The organism is Sphingomonas paeninsulae, from assembly GCF_003660165.1.
Taxonomy (GTDB): Bacteria; Pseudomonadota; Alphaproteobacteria; order Sphingomonadales; family Sphingomonadaceae; genus Sphingomonas_O; species Sphingomonas_O paeninsulae.
This window is the reverse complement of record NZ_CP032828.1, coordinates 517,871-537,240: the sequence shown is the minus strand read 5'-3', so window position 1 is coordinate 537,240 and position 19,370 is coordinate 517,871. Positions and strand designations below refer to the sequence as shown.

At 57.3% G+C, this 19,370-nt stretch carries 22 protein-coding genes; 19 read left to right on the top strand and 3 right to left on the bottom strand.

The annotated features are described in order from the left end of the window. Positions 1–96 precede the first annotated feature (96 nt). Positions 97–1,782, bottom strand: a complete 1,686-nt coding sequence (locus tag D3Y57_RS03785; RefSeq protein WP_239025727.1) for an FAD-binding protein — start codon at positions 1,780–1,782, stop codon at positions 97–99. Between the two features lie 224 nt (positions 1,783–2,006). Here D3Y57_RS03785 and D3Y57_RS03780 point away from each other — a divergent pair, with 224 nt between their 5' ends. From D3Y57_RS03780 to maiA, 10 genes are all read left to right on the top strand, one after another. After that, positions 2,007–2,363, top strand: coding sequence for an EthD domain-containing protein (locus D3Y57_RS03780; RefSeq protein ID WP_121151475.1), 357 nt, complete (start codon positions 2,007–2,009; stop codon positions 2,361–2,363). Between the two features lie 40 nt (positions 2,364–2,403). Then, complete coding sequence (locus D3Y57_RS03775) at positions 2,404–3,510, top strand: NADH:flavin oxidoreductase (RefSeq protein WP_121151472.1); 1,107 nt, start codon at positions 2,404–2,406, stop codon at positions 3,508–3,510. A gap of 134 nt (positions 3,511–3,644) precedes the next feature. After that, on the top strand, positions 3,645–5,804 hold the full coding sequence (locus D3Y57_RS03770; RefSeq protein ID WP_121151470.1) for a TonB-dependent receptor: 2,160 nt from the start codon (positions 3,645–3,647) through the stop codon (positions 5,802–5,804). Between the two features lie 18 nt (positions 5,805–5,822). Next, the gene (locus D3Y57_RS03765) at positions 5,823–6,824 is read left to right on the top strand and encodes a thiamine pyrophosphate-dependent dehydrogenase E1 component subunit alpha (RefSeq protein ID WP_239025726.1); all 1,002 of its coding nucleotides are present in this window, start codon (positions 5,823–5,825) and stop codon (positions 6,822–6,824) included. Then, positions 6,811–7,878: an alpha-ketoacid dehydrogenase subunit beta gene (locus D3Y57_RS03760; protein ID WP_121151468.1), complete on the top strand. Its 1,068-nt coding sequence runs from the start codon at positions 6,811–6,813 to the stop codon at positions 7,876–7,878. Before D3Y57_RS03765 ends, D3Y57_RS03760 begins: the two co-directional genes overlap by 14 nt. Continuing rightward, the gene (locus D3Y57_RS03755) at positions 7,875–8,108 is read left to right on the top strand and encodes a biotin/lipoyl-containing protein (RefSeq protein ID WP_121151466.1); all 234 of its coding nucleotides are present in this window, start codon (positions 7,875–7,877) and stop codon (positions 8,106–8,108) included. The genes D3Y57_RS03760 and D3Y57_RS03755 overlap by 4 nt, the downstream gene beginning before the upstream one ends. After that, on the top strand, positions 8,105–8,806 hold the full coding sequence (locus D3Y57_RS03750) for a 2-oxo acid dehydrogenase subunit E2 (protein WP_121151463.1): 702 nt from the start codon (positions 8,105–8,107) through the stop codon (positions 8,804–8,806). Before D3Y57_RS03755 ends, D3Y57_RS03750 begins: the two co-directional genes overlap by 4 nt. A gap of 98 nt (positions 8,807–8,904) precedes the next feature. After that, entirely contained in the window at positions 8,905–9,837 is a 933-nt protein-coding gene (locus D3Y57_RS03745) for an alpha/beta fold hydrolase (RefSeq protein ID WP_121151461.1), read from the top strand. Further along, positions 9,834–10,364 carry a VOC family protein gene (locus tag D3Y57_RS03740; RefSeq protein WP_121151459.1) on the top strand — a complete coding sequence of 177 codons (531 nt, stop codon included), beginning with the start codon at positions 9,834–9,836 and terminating at the stop codon, positions 10,362–10,364. Before D3Y57_RS03745 ends, D3Y57_RS03740 begins: the two co-directional genes overlap by 4 nt. Positions 10,365–10,414: 50 nt before the next feature. Further along, on the top strand, positions 10,415–11,059 hold the full coding sequence (gene maiA, locus D3Y57_RS03735; protein ID WP_347400364.1) for a maleylacetoacetate isomerase: 645 nt from the start codon (positions 10,415–10,417) through the stop codon (positions 11,057–11,059). A gap of 6 nt (positions 11,060–11,065) precedes the next feature. On the opposite strand, the gene D3Y57_RS03730 is transcribed toward maiA, so the two are convergent. Next, positions 11,066–11,635, bottom strand: coding sequence for a carboxymuconolactone decarboxylase family protein (locus tag D3Y57_RS03730; RefSeq protein WP_121151457.1), 570 nt, complete (start codon positions 11,633–11,635; stop codon positions 11,066–11,068). Between the two features lie 166 nt (positions 11,636–11,801). Between D3Y57_RS03730 and D3Y57_RS03725 the strand changes: the two genes are divergently transcribed. The 8 genes from D3Y57_RS03725 (at position 11,802) to D3Y57_RS03690 (ending at position 17,869) form a co-directional block, all read left to right on the top strand. Then, complete coding sequence (locus D3Y57_RS03725) at positions 11,802–13,190, top strand: aromatic ring-hydroxylating oxygenase subunit alpha (protein WP_121151455.1); 1,389 nt, start codon at positions 11,802–11,804, stop codon at positions 13,188–13,190. Between the two features lie 88 nt (positions 13,191–13,278). After that, the gene (locus tag D3Y57_RS03720) at positions 13,279–13,734 is read left to right on the top strand and encodes a nuclear transport factor 2 family protein (protein ID WP_121151453.1); all 456 of its coding nucleotides are present in this window, start codon (positions 13,279–13,281) and stop codon (positions 13,732–13,734) included. A gap of 33 nt (positions 13,735–13,767) precedes the next feature. After that, positions 13,768–14,076 carry a YciI family protein gene (locus tag D3Y57_RS03715; protein ID WP_121151451.1) on the top strand — a complete coding sequence of 103 codons (309 nt, stop codon included), beginning with the start codon at positions 13,768–13,770 and terminating at the stop codon, positions 14,074–14,076. Position 14,077: 1 nt separating this feature from the next. Continuing rightward, a complete protein-coding gene (locus D3Y57_RS03710) occupies positions 14,078–15,823 on the top strand; it encodes an FAD-binding protein (protein ID WP_121151449.1) in 1,746 nt (581 codons plus the stop codon). Between the two features lie 49 nt (positions 15,824–15,872). After that, on the top strand, positions 15,873–16,649 hold the full coding sequence (locus D3Y57_RS03705) for a lipoate--protein ligase family protein (RefSeq protein WP_162986925.1): 777 nt from the start codon (positions 15,873–15,875) through the stop codon (positions 16,647–16,649). Positions 16,650–16,658: 9 nt separating this feature from the next. After that, on the top strand, positions 16,659–17,168 hold the full coding sequence (locus tag D3Y57_RS03700) for an SRPBCC family protein (protein ID WP_121151445.1): 510 nt from the start codon (positions 16,659–16,661) through the stop codon (positions 17,166–17,168). Beyond that, on the top strand, positions 17,158–17,499 hold the full coding sequence (locus D3Y57_RS03695; protein WP_430738981.1) for a 2Fe-2S iron-sulfur cluster-binding protein: 342 nt from the start codon (positions 17,158–17,160) through the stop codon (positions 17,497–17,499). Before D3Y57_RS03700 ends, D3Y57_RS03695 begins: the two co-directional genes overlap by 11 nt. A 31-nt stretch (positions 17,500–17,530) precedes the next feature. Then, complete coding sequence (locus D3Y57_RS03690; protein ID WP_121151443.1) at positions 17,531–17,869, top strand: DUF4286 family protein; 339 nt, start codon at positions 17,531–17,533, stop codon at positions 17,867–17,869. 50 nt (positions 17,870–17,919) lie between these two features. Here D3Y57_RS03690 and D3Y57_RS03685 read toward each other — a convergent pair whose 3' ends face one another. Then, positions 17,920–18,360 carry an EthD domain-containing protein gene (locus tag D3Y57_RS03685; RefSeq protein WP_162986924.1) on the bottom strand — a complete coding sequence of 147 codons (441 nt, stop codon included), beginning with the start codon at positions 18,358–18,360 and terminating at the stop codon, positions 17,920–17,922. 135 nt (positions 18,361–18,495) lie between these two features. Here D3Y57_RS03685 and D3Y57_RS03680 point away from each other — a divergent pair, with 135 nt between their 5' ends. Further along, the gene (locus tag D3Y57_RS03680) at positions 18,496–19,341 is read left to right on the top strand and encodes a TIM barrel protein (protein ID WP_162986923.1); all 846 of its coding nucleotides are present in this window, start codon (positions 18,496–18,498) and stop codon (positions 19,339–19,341) included. Positions 19,342–19,370: the final 29 nt, after the last annotated feature.

Genomic DNA, 19,370 nt, shown 5'->3' with positions numbered 1-19,370 from the left:
AAGCGGCGTCCGATAAACCGTTTGCGAAGTCTTGCCAACACCCGCCCTTTTTCGGCGCACCGTCTCGTCCCCAGGTCGATTGCTGCCGCTTCGCATTTAGGCGGTCACCCGTCTCTTCGTTTCAGTCGGCGCATCCACCGCCGCGGCACGACCGGCGCGACGCCCTGAAAACATTCCGTCTCCAATCGACATCCCGCTGAGATAACCGTTCGAACAAAGACCGACCGCAGCGCGGCCCGCGGCATATAGCCCATCCACCCGGCTACCGTCCCCGCGGATTACGTTGCCGCTATTCTCATCGACCTTGAGACCGCCAAGCGTGAACAAATAGGTAAAGGCGTAGATGTTTGGAATCGCCATATTGATGGCATGCAAACGCCGACCACCAAGCCGCGCACGGTGCTCGGTTGATTTGCCCAATCGATCCGCGGCCCCGGCGGCCAGATCGGCGTCTGCGATGTCGATCGTCCGCCGCAGCACGACGGGATCGATCGCCAATTTTGCGGCCAACCGCTCGATCGACGACGACGAGCGCGTGCCCCCTAAAAGGAAATTAAGCAGCGCCGGCACACCATAGAATTTGAAGAACAGCCAGCCGCCGAACAACGCCTGGCGGATCGCCTCGCGATAACTACGGGAAGGCAGGATGAGCCACGCGCCACCATCTGGCTGATCGGCAATCGCGAGGCCGAGGTAGCCCGAATAGGTTTCTTCGTTAATAAAACGTTCGCCGCGTGCATTGACCAGAATTCCGTCGAGCAGCGCGGCCGGTGGCGCAATATTGCGCGCAGCATAGACGCTATCCATTCGATCTGTGGCGCCACCGGCCGACTGGCCCAGCATAATACCGCTGCCATCGCAGCCCATTGATCCAAGGCGCATTAGCGCACGATAGTTCCTGGCGAAGAACGGCCGGTGCTCGCCGAGCATGTCAAGATTGAACGCGAACCCGCCCGTCGACAATATTACGCCCTTTCGTGCCCGGATCAGGCGGGTTTCCGATACCGCCAGCTCCAGCGCGCGCGCCTCTCTTATTGCCCGTTCTGAGACTTTGGCTTTGAACGGCAGCATCGGCACAACCTTGTCGTACAGGCGCTTATGGGCCGCCCGCTTGCCGTCTGGCACACGGGCCGTCTGGACGCCGATAATTCTGCCGGTTGAATCCTGAACCAGACGCACGACCTTTTCGTGCTGACGCAACCGTACGCCGATCGCTGCAGCCGCACGCGCCAGTGCAGCGTAATAGACATGACCCGTCATGCCGGTGCCGACAGGACGATGCCCACGTGGCGCAGGCTTTGCGCGTGCAGCATATTCAGGAACTTTCTCGTTACCCGAATAATAAAGGAACTTGCCGTCGGGCGGATAGATCGTCTTTTCGAGATAGGGATCGGCCGCGTAGGGAACACCATGACGGATCAACCAATCAAGATTGGCAGCACTTTCATTGCAATACCGTCGCAACGTCTCGGGTTGAATGACGTTTCCTACTTCCATAGCCAGATAATCGTACATCACCTCGGCAGTGTCCGAAAAACCGGCCTGTTTCTGGAAACTTGTGCCACCAGCATAGATGATGCCACCGCTGTAGGCCGTCGCGCCCCCTCCGGCAAACCGATCGATCGCGATAACATCGGCACTCGATTCCCGCGCTTCAATTGCTGCGCACGCGCCCGCGCCGCCAAAACCAACGACAATGACATCGGCGATATCGTCCCAGACTCCCGAATCAGCGTCTTGTAACACGAGTGGCTCGGACTCCCGGTCCGTTACTGCGCTCACCCTGATCACCTCCATTTAAATCCAACCACGCATCACGGCGCCGCTTGAACCATTCTCATCGCTCAGCAATTGCCGCTCGTCAATCTAGTATTCTGATATTTCAGTTCGCGATTGACACGTAACATTCTAGAAGCAATGATATATAATAAGCGGGAATCGGCGCTGAACCGGATGGCGCAGAAAATGACATCGGCGGATTGACGCTGATTGAGAGAGGGCAAACGATGCTGAAAGCAATAGTGCTATTGAAGCGCAAGACCGACATCACCGTCGATCAATTTATCGATCATTACGAAAATCGGCACGTCCCACTCGTGCGCGAAGTGTTACCAACGATCGGTAAGTATGTCCGCAATTATCTCGACACGACATCTGTTTCGTCCAACCGCCAGGATGGCGATGCCCCTTCGCCATATTTCGACGTGATCACCGAACTCTGGTTCAACGATGACACGGCCTACCAGGGCTTCATCGATGCGCTCGCCGATCCCGAAGTTTCGCGGCGATTGCAGGAGGATGAGGATCGCTTCCTCGATCGCTCGATCGTGCAGACCTACGCCGTGAAGGAATGCGGCATTTGAAGCGCAGATATTCGCCGAACGCCAATTTCAGGATGACACGATGAGCCTTTTGGAAGCACTCGAAACCCCCTTTACGCTCAAATCATTAAGGCTGAAAAACCGCTTCGCAATGTCGCCGATGACGCGTTATTTCTCGCCGGACGGACTGCCAACCCAAGACGTCGCGGCTTATTATAGACGGCGTGCTGAGGGCGGTGTCGGCCTCATCATTTCCGAAGGCGTGGGCCTTGACCGGGTGCATTCGCGAGCAGTTTCGTTCGTACCGAATTTCTGTGACGATGCCCTGAGCGAATGGAGTAAGGTCGTCGCTGACGTGCATGCCGCAGGCGCCGCGATGGCACCTCAGCTCTGGCATGTCGGCGGCGTTGCCGATTACAATTATCCCGATGCCGAGCACGATCCGCTCGAAAGTCCGTCCGGCCTCATCGGTCCCGACACGCCCGGCGGTCGCGTAATGAGCGAAGAGGATGTCGCCGACACGATCGCATCGTTTGCCCGCGCTGCCGGAGATTCCAATCGGCTGGGATTCGATTGTGTCGAAGTCCATGCAGCACACGGCTATCTCGTCGATCAGTTCTTCTGGTCCGAAACCAACCGCCGTGACGGCCGCTACGGCGGCACAGACCTTCGTGCTCGATCGAATCTGGCTGCAGAGATCGTGCGTGCGATGCGGGCGGCGGTCGGCGAAGACTACGTGCTGATGATGCGGGTCTCGCAATGGAAGACCGGTTACTACGATACCAAACTAGCCTCCACCCCCGCAGAGATCGAACAATGGCTGGGGCCACTCGTGGAAGCCGGTGTCGATCTGATTGACTGTTCGCAGCGCCGGTTCTGGGAGCCGGAGTTCGAAGGATCCGACCTCAATCTTGCGGGTTGGGTGAAAAAGATGCTCGGCGTGCCAACGATGACAGTCGGTTCGATCGGGCTCGATCGTGATCTTTTCGCCGATTTCGCGGGCGGCACTTCGGCAGTCAATATGAGGTCTCTGGAGGAACTGGCGCGACGCTTTGATCGCGGCGATTTCGACCTGGTGGCGCTTGGACGCGTTCTCCTGTCGGATCCTTCGTGGCTTCAGAAAGTTCGCGAAGGACGGTTGGGTGAACTGACTCCCTACTCCGCAGAAGCGATGCAGACGCTTTACTAAAGCCCCGTTTCTAAGCCCATTTTTAAGTTTGCCACGCGAAAAATTCAAGGTTGAACATTCGTCACTACTAGAATACTAGAAGTTTCAAACGGGCCGTCAAGCAATGCCCGCAACGTTAATAGGGGATGATTTAAATGACTATCCACGTTTCCATCCGCAACGGTCGGCTCAGTACGATCGTCTTCGCCGCGTTGTCGGTTTGCATGGCAAGTTCACCGGCGGTCGCGCAAACCGCGTCCAATGAACCAACTCCTGCTCAAGCTTCAGAGGTCGAGCCCACGCCCGACAGCTCAGATATCGTCGTGACTGCGCAGCGCCGCTCAGAACGGTTAACCGATGTTCCGGTTTCCGTGACGGCGCTCACCGCCGAAACGATCGTGAGCAGCGGCGTCACCGATACCTATTCGCTGCAGCAGATCACGCCCGGCCTGCGCATGGAGCGCCTTGGCGGTTACACGCAGCCATCCATCCGCGGCGTTACTGCCGGATCCACCAACCCGGGTTCCGAAGCCAACGTGGCAATTTATGTCGATGGTATTTATCAACCGAACCAGGCGGCCAACACGATCGACCTGCCTGATGTTGCACGGGTCGAAGTTTCGAAGGGGCCTCAAGGCACTTTGTTCGGCCGCAACGCAACGGGCGGCGCGATCCAGATCTTCACGCGCGAACCGGAATACAAGCCCTCGGTCGACATGCAGGTCGGCTATGGCAGTTACAACGACCTGGCCGTCAAAGCATTCGTTACTGCGCCCTTAATCGACGATAAACTGGCGTTTTCCGTATCCGGTTCTTACGAGGACATGGACGGGTGGAATCATGATTTGCTTAACGGCGGCCATGTTGGTGACATCAAGTCGCGTCTGATTCGGGGAAAATTGCTCTTCGAACCGGCCGATAACTTGAAGTTCGTTCTCGGCGGACAATACTCCCGACGTAGCGACGACAGCTTGTTCGCGTATTCGGCGCTGAACGGTAACACTATTGGTCCTAAAACGGCAGTAGAACCCTATGACGTGGCCGTTAACACCAAACCATTAACGAATACCGAAAGTTATAATATATCTCTGCGAGGATCAGTAAATACAAAAGTTGGTACAATCTCATCTCTTACGGCTTATGCTAAAACTCAACTGGATATCGCTGCAGATGGCGATGCAAGTCCGGCACAGATCATCAGTTTTACAATCGATTCACCCGATAAGAATTTTACGCAAGAGTTAAATTTTGCCTCGGAGAAGTTCGGACGATTCAGTTTCATCGCAGGTTTGTTTTATTATCGTGACGATTCTTCCTACGATCCCCTGATCGGTTTCTTTCCCGCACCTTTCGTCAATTATGCAAACGTTACGACCCGCGCCTATGCAGCTTACACCGAGGGAACCTTCCAGATTACTGACAAGCTCACGGCGATCGCGGGAGTACGCTATTCGCACGAAAAGCGCACGGTGCAGTATGTGGGAGGAGATGCTGCGACCTTCGTTGGGACCGCGTTGCATGAAAAATCATATAATGCAGCCACGCCGCGACTTTCACTGCGTTACGAATTCGAGCCACGCACTGATATCTATGCTACGTACAGCAAAGGCTTCAAGAGCGGCGTTTACGATCTAAACGGCACTGCTACGACGCCGGTAAATCCTGAAAAAATTGACGCTTACGAGGTCGGGTTTAAGACCAGTCACGGGCTCTTCGATCTCAATCTTGCGGGCTACTATTACAAATATAGTAACTTGCAGGTACAAATTAACAGCGGCGGATTTGATCTTCTTACTAACGCTGGTGCTGCCCGCAATTACGGATTCGATATTGAAGGTGCCTTTCGTCCGACGCACGATCTGCGCTTCAGTGGCGGATTCACTTATCTACATGCCCGTTACCACGACTATACCAACGCTTCGATCCTCGTGCCCATTCCCGGCGGCGGCAACGCCACTGTGTCAGGCGTCGACCTGAGTGGTTTCAAGGTAACGCGCGCACCAACGTGGACACTGAATATCGGCGCAAACTATGAACACGAGTTCAACATTGGCACGATCGGTCTGGCAGGAAATTTGTATCACACCGACGATGTTCCCCTGGAACAAAGCGGCCGCGTGCAACAGAAAGCATATACCCTCGTTAACTCGACGCTGACCTTCAAGCCCGCAAACACCAATTTCAGATTCTCGGTATGGGGCAAGAACCTGAGTGACGAGAAAGTGATCCAGGGTAGCTTCTTCACGGGCGCTGGCGATCAGGTATCCTATGCGCCACCACGAACCTTTGGGGGCTCGATCGGTTATGCATTTTAAACCGGAAGGCTCGTACTGATGCAATCAAACGCAACACCGATCGGCAACCGGCACCATCGCCTGTGGATGTACCAGGCGATGGTTCAGAGCCGGGAACTCGAGACGCGGATCAAGACGATCTACTTCGAGGGCAAGCTGCCAGTATTCAACATGGCAAAGGGACCGATCCCGGGAGAGATGCACCTCTCCGTTGGGCAGGAACCGTGCGCCGTCGGCGTCTGCGCGCATCTTCGACCGAGCGACTTCGTAACGGCCACGCATCGTCCGCACCACGTGGCAATCGCCAAAGGCGTCAACCTGCGAGCCATGGCCGCTGAAATCTTTGGCAAGGAGACTGGCCTGTCGCATGGCCTGGGCGGCCACATGCACCTCTTTGACGCGTCGGTAAATTTCAGCTGCAGCGGCATCATCGGGGAAGGCATTGCTCCCGCCGTCGGCGCCGCAGTTGCCATGAAGATACAGGGACGCGACGATATCGCAGTCTCTTTCATGGGCGAAGGAGCGACCAACCAGGGCCAGTTTCACGAGGCGTTGAACCTCGCCTCATTATGGAAAGCGCCAGTCGTTTTTATTATCGAAGACAATGCATATGGCATTTCGGTCAGCAAGGCGGAAAGTACATCGGTTGCGAGCAACGCCGACCGAGCGGCCGCGTATGGAATGCCCGGTGTCTTTGTGCCCGGAAACGATCCTGACGCAATCTATGAAGCGGCTGGCGAAGCGGTGGCACGCGCCCGCGCAGGTGGTGGCCCGACGTTGATCGAACTGGAAACACACAGGCTAGAAGGACATTTCGTGGGGGACACCGTGGAATACAGGCCACCGGCGGAACTGGAAAGTCTCGCCACTCTGGATCCGATAACCTTATTTCGCGCCCGCCTCGAAGCGGACGGCCACGACGGTGCAGAGCTCAACGCGATCGAGGCGGAAGCAATCTCGCTTGCCGACGATGCGATCGCCTTCGCCCGTAATTCTGAATATCCTGCCGCCCGGGAGGCGTTTGCCCATGTCTTCGCCTGATACCGTAGAAAAAACAAAAAGCAGCGCGACAGCGCCGCGCCAGCGTCGATTGACCATAGCCCGCGCCCTGAACGAAGCAATCCATCAGGAAATGACCGCCGATGCGTCGGTCGTCGTATTGGGCGAAGATCTGGCGAAGATCGGCGGAGTCTGGTCGACCACCGGGGGCCTGTTGGATGCCTTCGGTGCCGATCGCGTGCGCGACACGCCCATCTCGGAATCGGGCTTCATTGGTGCAGCGGTCGGTATGGCGGCCGTCGGTCTCCGCCCCATCGTAGAACTGATGTTCGTCGATTTCTTCGGCGTTTGCATGAATGCAATTTCGAGCCTTGCTGCAAAGCAACGTTTTTTCTCGGGTGGTCAGGTGAAATGCCCGATGGTGCTGATGACCTCGGTCGGTGGCGGCTACAGCGATGGTGGCCAGCATTCGCAGTGCCTGTACGCTACGTTCGGACATCTTCCGGGACTGAAGGTCGTGATCCCCTCGAACGCCTATGACGCGAAAGGCATGTTGCGCAGCGCGATCCGCGATGACGACCCGGTCGTTTTCATGTTTCACAAAGGTGTTCACGGACTGGGTTGGCTGGGCACCGTTCCGCGAGCAGCCACACACGTGCCCGAGGAGGAATATTATGTCCCCCTGGGCAAGGCGGCCGTGGCGCGCGAAGGCACCGACCTGACGTTTGTGGGCCTGGGACTGACCGTGCATCACGCGATCGACGCCGCCAACGTGCTCCAGAAGGAGGGCGTGTCGTGCGAAGTCATCGACCTTCGGAGCATCGCACCGCTCGATCGCGACACAATTCGTGCATCGGTGCGCAAGACCGGGCGGCTGATCGCGGTCGATGACGACTATATGAGTTATGGCGTAAGCGGTGAAGTTATCGCCTCGGTATGCGAAGACGCAGGCATTGCGCTGAAAGCAACCCCGCGCCGCCTTTGCTTTCCAGATATTCCCATCCCTTTCAGCCCGGCACTTGAGCCCGGACTGCTGCCCAACGGCGAACGTCTGGCTGCGCTGGCCCGTGAGGTCCTTTCGGAGAAACGAACATGACCGATTTAACGATCCCGAACGATTTGTGGGATGATGACAGCGAGGGATCGATCGCGTCTTGGTTCTTTTCGGATGGCGACGACGTGAGCAAGGGGGATCTGGTCGCCGAGATCATGAACGAGAAGGTGACGAACGAACTTCTGGCGCCTGCGTCGGGCGTCCTTAAAATTCTGGTCGCCGCCGAACAGCCAGTCTCCAAGGGGCAGGTTATAGCCCAGATCGCCGGATGACGACCACCGACATCTCTTCCGAGGCGAGCGCGCGCGTTATGCGTATTTCGGGCGTGCGTCGTTTCATCGCCGACAAGATGATGGAGAGTCTGGCCTCCTCCGCACAGTTGACCTTTCACAGCGAAGCCGACGCCGGGCGCCTTTTTGAACTGCGGGCTGGCTGGAAGCGAGAAGGGTTAGCAAGCGGAATCGAAGATTGTCTGATCATGGCATTTGCGCGCACGCTTAAGGCTCAGCCAGACCTGAACGGTACGGCCACCCGCGACGAGATATTGCTGTCGGACGCGGTTCACATCGCCATCGCCATCGCGTCGAAGGATGGCCTCAAGACGCCGGTCATCCGGGATGCCGATGCAAAGTCACTGGAAGCAATTACTGTGGAACGAAAGGACTTCGCCACGCGAGCCTCGACCCGGAAGCTGCAGGTCTCCGAAATGAAGGGTGCCACTGCGACAATCAGCAACCTTGGCACAACGCGCGTCCAGCATTTCACACCGATCCTCAACAATGGGCAGATGGTGTTACTGGGAATTGGGTGCGTGACACCTCGCCTGTCGTTGGACGCGGGCCGCAATGTCGTTGAGCGGCAGATGCTCGGCTTGTCCCTAACGGTCGATCATCGGGTCGTCGATGGCGAACCGGCGGGGCGTCTGCTGACCCGACTGTGCCAGGAAATCGAAACGTTCGAACCGGCTTAAGCTATTCAGTCGCCGAAAGAATAACGATGGATGTCCAAATGTTCTTTTCTTTTCAAGTATACTAATATACTACAAGGACAGGTCCGCAGGAGTATCACGTGAGTTACTGGAACGCGTTGAATCGAACGGCCTTTTCCCATCGCTGGGTCGATGTGGGCGGTCTTAGCACGCGGGTGGTGGAAGCAGGCGAAGGTGAATCGACAGTGCTGTTCCTGCATGGGATCGGCGGTCATATCGAAACTTTCTGCCGCAATATCGCTCCCCACGCAGAGGCGGGCTACCGCGTTCTGGCGATCGACATGCTCGGACATGGCTATACCGCGAAACCAGACGGCGATTACGAGATCGAGCGCTATGTCGACCATCTATTGAAATTCCTCGAAGTGATGGATGTGAAGCACGCCAATTTTGCGGGCACGTCGCTGGGAGGGTGGGTTTCTGCGCGCATTGCTGCGCGACATCCCGAAATGGTCGATCGCCTCGCGCTCATCAGTAGCGCTGGCCTGACCGCACACCCATCCGTCATGCACAATCTCAAGACGCTGACCGAACGGGCTTCGCTTGTCGCCGGACGCGAAGGTGTACGCGCGCGTCTCGATTTTGTTATCAAGAACCAGGAAGCACTGACCGATGAATTGATTGATATCCGCCACGACATCTACGCGGCAGATGACTACAAGCGATCAGTCAAGAACATCATGTGTCTTCAGAACATGGAAATCCGGCAGCGCAATCTGTTGACCGAGGACGAGCTCTCGAAGATCGAGGCACCAACCCTCATCGTCTGGACGCACGATGACCCAACCGCGAGCGTGAACGATGGAAGGCGCTATGCCGACAGTATTCCAGACTCGCGCTTTATCACATTCGACAATTCATCCCACATGCCGCAGCTCGAGGAATGGGAGCGTTTCAATGCGCTTCACCTTGCGTTTCTTGCGGATCCTGCGTCGGTGCGCTCCGACAATGACATGCGGAATTCGTTTAAAACCAACATCCCGGACATTACCCAGACTGAGAGCATCCGATGATCCGTAAACTGCATCATGTTGCCTATCGCTGCCGCGACGCAGGGCGCACGGCGGACTTCTACACTAAGGCGCTCGGGCTGAAATTCACGATGGCAATGTCGGAGGCCCGCGTGCCTACGACGGGTGAGCCTTGCCCCTATATGCACATCTTCTTCCAGATGGCCGACGGCAGCCACATCGCCTTTTTTGATCTGCCCGAGCAGTCGCCGATGGAACTGGACCCGAATACGCCGCCCTGGGTCCAGCATATCGCACTCGAAATGGATAATGCCGAAGAACTCGACCAGGCGGTCGTGCGATTGAAGGAATATGGTGTCGACGTGATCGGGCCGATCGACCATCACATCTTTCAGTCGGTCTACTTCCATGATCCGGACGGACACCGGCTCGAGCTGACTTATCGCACCGAGACGCCGAAGGCGATGAAGGAGTTGGGCGACCTCGCGATACCGATGCTTCAGGAATGGAGCGAGAGTAAACAGGTCTCAGACAAAGCGGCCTGGGTCCATAAATCGCTTCACACCTAGACCGTCATCCTCCGTTCAGTGATATCCTCCATTCGAGCGGAGCTGTAATCGTGCCTTTGACGACCCTTTATGGCTTTTGGCGGTCGACCGCCGCATGGCGCGTGCGGATTGCGTTGCACCTGAAAAAGTTACCTCATGAAACGATCCTGCTGAGTCTTCCTGCAGGCGACCAGAATTCCGAAGCCTATATGGCGGTAAACCCGCAGGGGTTGGTTCCTTTTCTGCGGCATGAAGAGGTTGGGGTCGGTCAAAGTCTCGCCATCATCGAATATCTCGATGAGCTTTATCCCGACCCACTGCTCCTTCCGGGAACTGCCCTCGACCGGGCGAAGGCACGCGCGATGGCGCAGCTTATCGCTTGCGACATTCACCCGCTCAACAACTTGCGAGTGCAAAAATATCTAAAGGCGGAATTCAGCCTCGACCAATCGCGAGTGGATGTATGGGCGCGGCACTGGATCGAGCCAGGATTTCAGGCGCTGGAGGCGCAGATCGATCCACAAACGGACTATTTAATGGGCAACTGCGTGACCTTGCCGGATCTCTGTCTGGTGCCCCAACTCTATAACGCGCGTCGCGTCTCGACCGACCTGACCCGCTATCCGGGGCTGTTGGCTATCGAGGCGCGACTTGCTGATATTCCTGCCTTCAGCGCATCGCACCCCGATCTCCAGCCGGATGCCGTCCCGGTCTAGGTCAGCCTATGCAGCGACCGGCAGCCGGGCCAGCGCTGGTATCTGGCAAACTCCATCAATGCCGAGCACATGGGCGACCCGGCCCAGCCCCATCCAGCAAGCGATGCAATAGGACAGGTCAACAATTTCATCATCCGAGTAGGCAGCCTTCATGCGCGCCCAGAATGGCTCGTTATCGGCTATCCCATGAGGATTCAGCCCCAGACCGTCCGCATATTCAATCGCCACGCGCTCGCGTTCACTAAATTGCGTCGAGTCGCGCCAGTCGCCAATTTGATCGTAGAATGTTTCGTCAGGCGCGTCGCCACCACGGGTGGCAACAGACTCCGTCGCGCTACCCATTGATTCGAGATATGCTGCTGTATCGCGATCGGCGCGCCAGGTCTGGCAGAGCAAACAGCCATTAATCTGTGCGGTTCGCGCCCGCGCCGCCTCGAACTCGCGCAGCGACAGGCGCGTATGTTCATAGGTGACTTTGGAGAATGTGAATGCCGCGCCGACGATCTCGCGTGCATAGGTGCTCGCAACATAGGCGGTTGGCTCCATAATATGGTCAATATGAACATCGACTCTCATCTGTTCTCTCCTGCTTAAGAATTCCGGCGCAATCCTGACGCCAGCGATAGCAATAGCGACAACCATTGTAAAATGTTAGGTCCATAGATAAATGTTAGAAGGTAAGAGTCTTGCTACGTCTGTCGCTGCGTTGTAGGCTGGGAAAAAATCGGGTGAGAGGATAATTATGAGTGGTATGACGCACCAATTTCCGACCGACGAGGTCACGGCGGCGTTCATTCCGCCAGAGGACAATTGCAGCCCGGAATTCGCGCGATACGAAGCCGAACGGCTGTGGCCTTTTGTCTGGCAAATCGCATGTCGCCTGGAAGAGATCCCCAAGGTCGGCGATTTCGTAACCTACGATATCGTCGATGATTCAATCGTCGTGATCCGTACCAGCCCGACCGAGATCAAGGCTTATCATAACGTGTGCCCCCATCGTGGCCGACAATTGACCGAAGGCTGCGGGCGCACGAAGATGTTCAAGTGCCGCTTCCACGGCTGGGAATTTGACCTCCAGGGCAACAACACGCTCGTTATCGACCGCAAGGACTTTGGCTCCGAACTGACCGACGATAAGGTGCACCTGAAAATGGTGCAGGTCGATACCTGGGCGGGTTTCGTCTATATCAACATGGACGCCGACTGCGAGCCATTGCAAGACTTCATCGCGCCCATCGACGATTTTTGTGACAAATTCGAATTCGAAAAGCTGCGTTATCGTTACTACAAGACCGGCATCATGCCGTGCAACTGGAAGGTCGGCCAAGGCTTTTTCAACGAATTCTATCACGTTCAGCAGTCGCACCCGCAATTGCTGAACTATGTCGAGGATTATTCAAACGCCGGTGCTTACGGGCGGCACGGCGCAATGTGGTATGTGAGCGACGGTGCCCTGCCCTATCGCCGCTCCTCGCGGCTCCCGAAGATACCCGAACCCGACATGCGCGAGCACATCCGGGGCGTGACGACCGAATTTCATAACGAGCTAGGCGCCATGGCAAGCGGCCGTGCCTATCGCGCCCTGGAACGGCTCGACACCGACATTCCTTCCGACACGCCACAGGGAGAAGTTCTGACACGCTGGGGCGAAATTTTAGTCGAAGAGGCAATCAAGGACGGCGCCGGCTGGCCAATGGAACTCACCGCCGAATATGTCGAAGCCTCTCATCTCGACTGGCAGATCTTCCCAAACAGTATTTACCTGCACGGGGCCGTAGACAGCGTCATTTGGTATCGTTTCCGGCCAAACGGCTACGATCCTGATAGCTGCATCATGGATATCTGGTCCCTCGAACGCTATGCGGAAGGGAAGGCACCCCCATTAAAACGCGAATTCTACAGCGACTGGCGCGATCCAGCGGCGAAATGGGGCCGTATTCTGGAACAGGATTTCGCCAATATGCTCGCCGTGCAAAAGGGTTCCAAGTCGCGTGCATTTGCCGGGTCATTGCTTAATCCGGTGCAGGAAACGGCCGTTTCCAACCTCTATCGATCGATCCGTCAGTTCATGAATGAAGGGCCGCGTGCTGGAACCTATCAGCGCGAAGCCACGGCGCTGGCGGCCGAGTAGATCGATATCGCTCACCGCACAGACGGCGTCGACGGCTACCAGGTCGCCGATGCCGGCAGTGCAAAGGCACAAGAATAAGTGAGAAAATATGACCGTCACTGACAAGCTGGAGGCGATCCAACAGATTACCGCGCTCAAGGCGCGATATTTTCGCTACGCCGATACCAAGGAATGGGAGAAACTACGGGCACTTTTCACGCCCAATGCAACGATGTTTTTCCCCGAGGGCCAGGACGCGCCGCTTTCGCGCGACAAATCAATCGAACGTATTCGCGACTTTCTGGATGGCGTGATCAGCATCCATCACGGCCATATGCCAGAGATCGAAATCCTGTCGGACGATCGCGCTTCCGGAATCTGGGCAATGGAAGATGTCGTCTATTGGCCACCGGAGCGCGCCCGTCTGTTCAATCTCGAACACATCCATGGTTTTGGGCATTATCACGAGGAATATGTTCGCCAAAATGGCCAGTGGTACATCCAGACGCTGAAACTTACCCGGCTGCGGCTCGAGCGCACGCCACCTGCCGTTACCGTTGCCTAGGGCAGTGCAATCCCGACACCACAGGAGCATTCCATGCCTTATATGATAGCGACCTACGACAAGCCCGAACACGAACACGTGCGCGACGCCACACGCGCCAGACACCTCGAGTTTCTAGAAGCGAACGTCGACAAGATGATAGCGGGCGGCGGCTTCTGGAATAACGAAAAGACCGCGGTGATCGGCGGGCTGATGCTGCTCGACGTCGATACAAAAGCCGAGGCGGAAGCGTTCATTGCGCAGGATCCATTTACGCACGCGAACCTGTTTGCTCGTGTCGAAATCGTGCGCTGGAGCATGTCTTTCCTCGATTTCAAGCGTATTTATCCTGCCGCCAAATAACATGATCGAACTGCTGCCCGCACCCGCCCGCTGGGACCAGGAGTACGATGTCATCGTCCTGGGTTCGGGCGCGGGCGGCCTCGTCGCGGCGACGGTGGCGGCGATCGGTGGCGCGCGAACGCTCGTGCTGGAGAAATCCGAGATGTTCGGCGGTGGTGCAGCCATATCCGGCGGCGTCGTCTGGATTCCGAACCACGCCGACATGGCCGCTCTCGGCATCGATGACAGTCGCGAGAAAGCAGCTTTGTATTTGCGCAAGGTGCTCGGGAATCGCGCGCGCTGGGATCTGATCGACGCCTATCTCGATACCGCGCCGGAAATGATGGCGTTCATGCATGCCAACACTGCGCTAAAGCTGGTGCCCCGGCCTGTCGGCCCCGACTATTATTCAGAAGAGGAAGGCGCGACACCCGGCGGCAGGATGCTCGATCCGGCAATCTATGATGGCCGCAGGCTTGGCGGTCTCTTCGATAAATTGCGCAAGCCGCTCCCGACGTTCCTGCTGTTCGGCGGCATGATGGTCGGCAAATACGATGTCGATATGCTGCTCAAATCTTATCGCTCGGCCAAGGCCTTCAGGCATGCGGCGACAATGGTGGGACGATACGTCCGCGACCGTCTGACGTTGTATCGTCGCGGCACCCGGCTTGCGCTCGGTAACGCACTGGCCGGACGCCTGCTCGAATCCGCAGTTACCGCTGGCGTGACTTTGTGGAGCGAGGCAGACGCCGACGCGGTGTTCCGCGCCGCAGATGGCCGAATTGCGGGTCTTTCGATCGCGCGTAACGGCGTCGCACGGCACATCCGCGCCCACAGCGGAGTTGTTCTCGCGACCGGCGGCTTTCCCGGCAACGCAACCATGATGAGCGCTCATCTGCCGTTTCCCGATCTGCATCATAGCATGGCTCCGGCCGACAACCGCGGTGACGGCATTACGATCGGACTGGCCGCAGGTGGAAGGTTAGACATAATCAACCGCGACAATGCGTTCTGGACGCCGGTTTCGGTCATGCAAAATACAGACGGCACGCTCCTCAAATGCCCGCATCTTATCACCGACCGATCAAAACCGGGTCTGATTGCCGTGAACCGGATCGGTCGGCGTTTCGTCAATGAAGCCACGTCATATCACGACTTTGTCGCGGCGATGCATCGCGAGCACGAACAGGTGCCGACGATTCCGGCAATCCTGATCTGCGACAGCCGTTTCATCCGCAAATACGGCCTTGGGTTGGTTCGGCCCGGTCCGACCCGGCTCGCGCGGTTTGTGCGATCGGGCTATCTTACGCGGGCTAACGATATCGCTGCTCTGGCGAAGGCGTTGGATATACCCGCAGGTGTGCTGGAAGAGACAATCGCCGCAGCCAACGAAGCGGCAAAGACCGGAATCGATGTGGAGTTCGGCAAAGGGAGCACGGGGTACAACCGTTACCTCGGCGATACGGATCACAAACCCAACCCGTGTCTCGGACCGATCGCACGCGCGCCATTTTATGCGGTGAAGGTCTATCCGGGCGATATCGGAACAAGCCTCGGGCTGAGAACCGACGCCCATGCGCACGTCCTCGACGAGAGGGATGAAGCCATTCCCGGCCTGTTCGCATGCGGCAACGACATGAATTCCGTGATGGCAGGCACTTACCCCTCTGGCGGGATCACACTCGGGCCGGCCATGACGTTCGGTTACGCTGTAGGACGCGAGATGTGGGCGTCGGAAGCATCGGTGGATATTGCCGAGAAAAGTTGACCAGTAAAACTATCTAGAATATTAGAACGACAATATCCTGGAGCGGGCATTGACGACTACGGCGGCCACGGTGAGAGAGACGAGCGAATGGCCCGGGCAAACCCGCCCGATCCCGCGTCTGAAAATCGCGGGGATCGAGTCTATGCTCATTGAGATGTTGCGACAGGTCGCGCCCTGCCCCGTGCGGATAGACGATGTTCAAACCGCAATTCAGGACAGTGTCAATACGGATGTGCAAATCGCAGCGGACCTGCATGACGGGGGCGCCATATTGCGGGTGTGGCGCAACGACCCTTGTGTCGTTGCCTCTCGCCGGCAATCCATGCTGACAGGGTTTTCGCATGCGCGTTCACTCAGCGAAGCGAGTGGCTGGCCGATCGCGGTTCGTCGATCGGGCGGCACTGCAGTGGTCCATCGGCCCGGAATTCTCAATATAAGCCTGATCAGCGCGCAAGGCGCGGTCACGCCGATTGCGCTCGATGCCAGCTATATCGCCCTTCTCGAAGTTATGCGCGATGCGATGGCCTTGCTCGGTATCGTCTGCGACTATGGCGAGGTGCCCGGCGCACATTGCGACGGACGCTATAACCTGAAGTGGCATGGCCAAAAGATTGCCGGCACCGCGGGTTGGGTGACACACGGATCGACCACGCGGCGGGTCTATCACGCATCGTTGCAGCTCGGCGGCGCGATCGGGCCAGACCTCGAAGCGATCCACCGGTTCGAAGCTGCTTTGGGCGAACCCGTGCCGTACGACACGGCCGCACACACGACGGTCGAGCGCATTCTGGCGGCCCGGCATAATCCGCTTCACGCAGTCAAGTAGGAGAGAGAAATGACACATTTCAAACGGGGAACGGCCCATGCATCTGGCGAGGTCGATGTTTCGGCGGATGATTTCTGGGCAATGCTGCGTGATTGGGGGGCGGTGATGAAATGGGCGGCAAAGGGACCGGACGCTCCGGCTCCGCTTATCGACACCATCTACAAGGACGGCGACAGCGTCGATGTTCTCCCTTGCACGCGTATCTGCCTTTTCGCCCCGGAAAGCGGCTTTCCACCATTTCCTGAAACGCTGATCCATGCCGATCCCGTCGCGCGGCGTATCTATTACAATGTCGAAGGTGTGGTGTCGGGCGGGATGCAAAACTATCTCGCCACGACGTGGATCGATGAGCTCGGACCGAACCGGTGTCGTGTGACGTTGCAAAGCACGTTCGACATTCCCGCTGATGCCGAGGTCGGCCCAGTCCGCGATTTCCTCGAGGCCGTGTATAATAAATCGGTTATCCAGGGCATGGCCTCTGCGGTGAAACAGGAGAAGGCGGTGCTGGTTGGCGCCTGACACGCAGAGCGGAGTGAATACGATCGGCGTTACAATCGTCATGTCGAACGGCGCCGTCCAGAACATCAGGGGCGTCGTCGGCGAGACGCTGATGGAGGCGGCCGTCGATCATCAAATCGCCGGCATCGCGGCGACCTGCGGCGGGTGCTGCGCTTGCGCCACCTGCCACGTGATCGTCTCGCCCGACTGGTACGACAGGGTCGGCCCGCCCGGCCCGATGGAGAATGATACACTGTATTTCGGTGCCGCGCGGCGGCCGACGAGCCGGTTGTCCTGTCAAATCGACCTGACGACTGCGCTCAATGGTTTGCAAGTGACGGTGGCGACCTGAGCCAATCCAATCGGAACTAAGGAAAGAGAAAATGACCCAAGGAAAGCTCGTTGTGCTCACCCGCCCCGTCAAAGGGCGCGAGGACGAATTTAACACATGGTATAACGATCAGCATCTCGACGACGTCCTGGCTATTCCAGGCTTCGTCGCGGCACAGCGTTTCAAGATCAAGGGTACCGCGATCAGTCCAAACTCGTGGGACTATTTCGCAGTCTACGAGGTGGATCATGATAATCCCCAGGAAGTGCTTGACGACATGATGAGCCGCGTCGGTACCGATCGCATGCGGATGAGCGAGGCGATGGCAGAAGATCTCTACTGCGTGCTTTACGAGTCGATCACTGAACGCAAAGTGGCAAAAACAGTCTGAATGGATCGGACGCAAGGCCGGCGACGCCGACCTTGCGTGATTCCGTCCGGTTAGTGCGCGAGTACGGGTGCCCGGGCTGCGAGCTCTTCCTTCGACGGCGCAAGCGGACCTGTGCCCGTACCGTTGTTGACCTCGTCGCAAGTGAGCATCACGACCTTTTTGCGATCAAGAAAGCGATGCTCGTCGTCGACAAATATCTTGCCGATCACCGGATCGTTGAAAATCTGCAACATCTCGTCGGCAGCGGCCTCGTCCTTGATGCGCATCTCGGTAATGCAGTCATATTCATATTCGAACGGTTCGACGACGCCGTCCTCGCGCTTGCTGCTCGGCGCGAGCCATCCCTCGACCGGATAGTTGCGATGATAGCCTTCAAGCAGATGACCGACATATTGATGCGCCAGCATCACGTGACTGCTTTCGTAGTGCTCGCGAAAGGCTTCCTTCGACATGCCGGGTTTTCGCTTCAATAGCCAGATTACCTTGATCATGACATCCCTCCTCATGGGCACACCTTGCTTGGGTACCCATCGGAAATGTTAGATGCTAGAATTTATCACGTCTACTGCTAAGCTGAGGAGCAGATGAACCGCGCAGCCGCGATCGACGGCCAAGAGAGGGTTGTTATGAAATCAGGCCGAGCAATGCGCTATGCCCCGAATATAGGACTGAATTCGCTCGATACGCCGCTATTTCTGGAAAGCGTCGGTTCCATCGATCCGATCGAGCAAATCGCGTTTATCGACGATCACGGGTTCGCTGGCATCGAAGATAATTTCCTGAAGTTGCGCGCACCCGCCGACCAGGCGCGTATCGGCGCTGAACTCGCCCGACGCGGGCTGGAGATGGGATGCTTCGTCAATAATGTCGAAAGCTGGAATCTCGGCCGCTGGTCTTCGCGCGATCCGGACGAACAGACCGCGCTCCAAGGCGAACTGGAACTCTCGATCGAAACCGCCAAGCGAGCCAACGCAAAACTTATGACGACGTTGATAGGTCGCAACGACCGTGAATCGCCCGCCTTCCAGCAAGCGGCATTGATCGACAATTTGAAGCGGGTCGCGCCACTGGCAGAACGCGCGGGAGTCATCATCTGTCTCGAGGCGGTGAACGCCCGCGACTACCCCATGTTGCTCCTGTCAGATGTCGCCGACGCCTATGCGGTAGCACTGGCGGTCGGCAGTCCTGCGGTCCGCATTCTCCTCGATATCTTTCACGTTCAGGCGCGCGGCGGCGACGTGATTGATACGCTGACGCGATGCTGGGACATGGTGGCGGCAGTTCAGGTAGCAGATAACCCCGGGCGTGCCGAAATGGGCAGCGGCGAGTTGAACTGGGTCAATGTGCTGCGACACATCCGCAGTCTAGGCTATACCGGGCTGATCGAACTGGAACATGAGGTGGCCATGCCGGGCATTGCGGGAGAACACCTTATGCTGGAGCGGCTCGAAGCGATCGACAGGGCGATCTGATCGAACTGTAACCGTCGTCAGCGCAATAA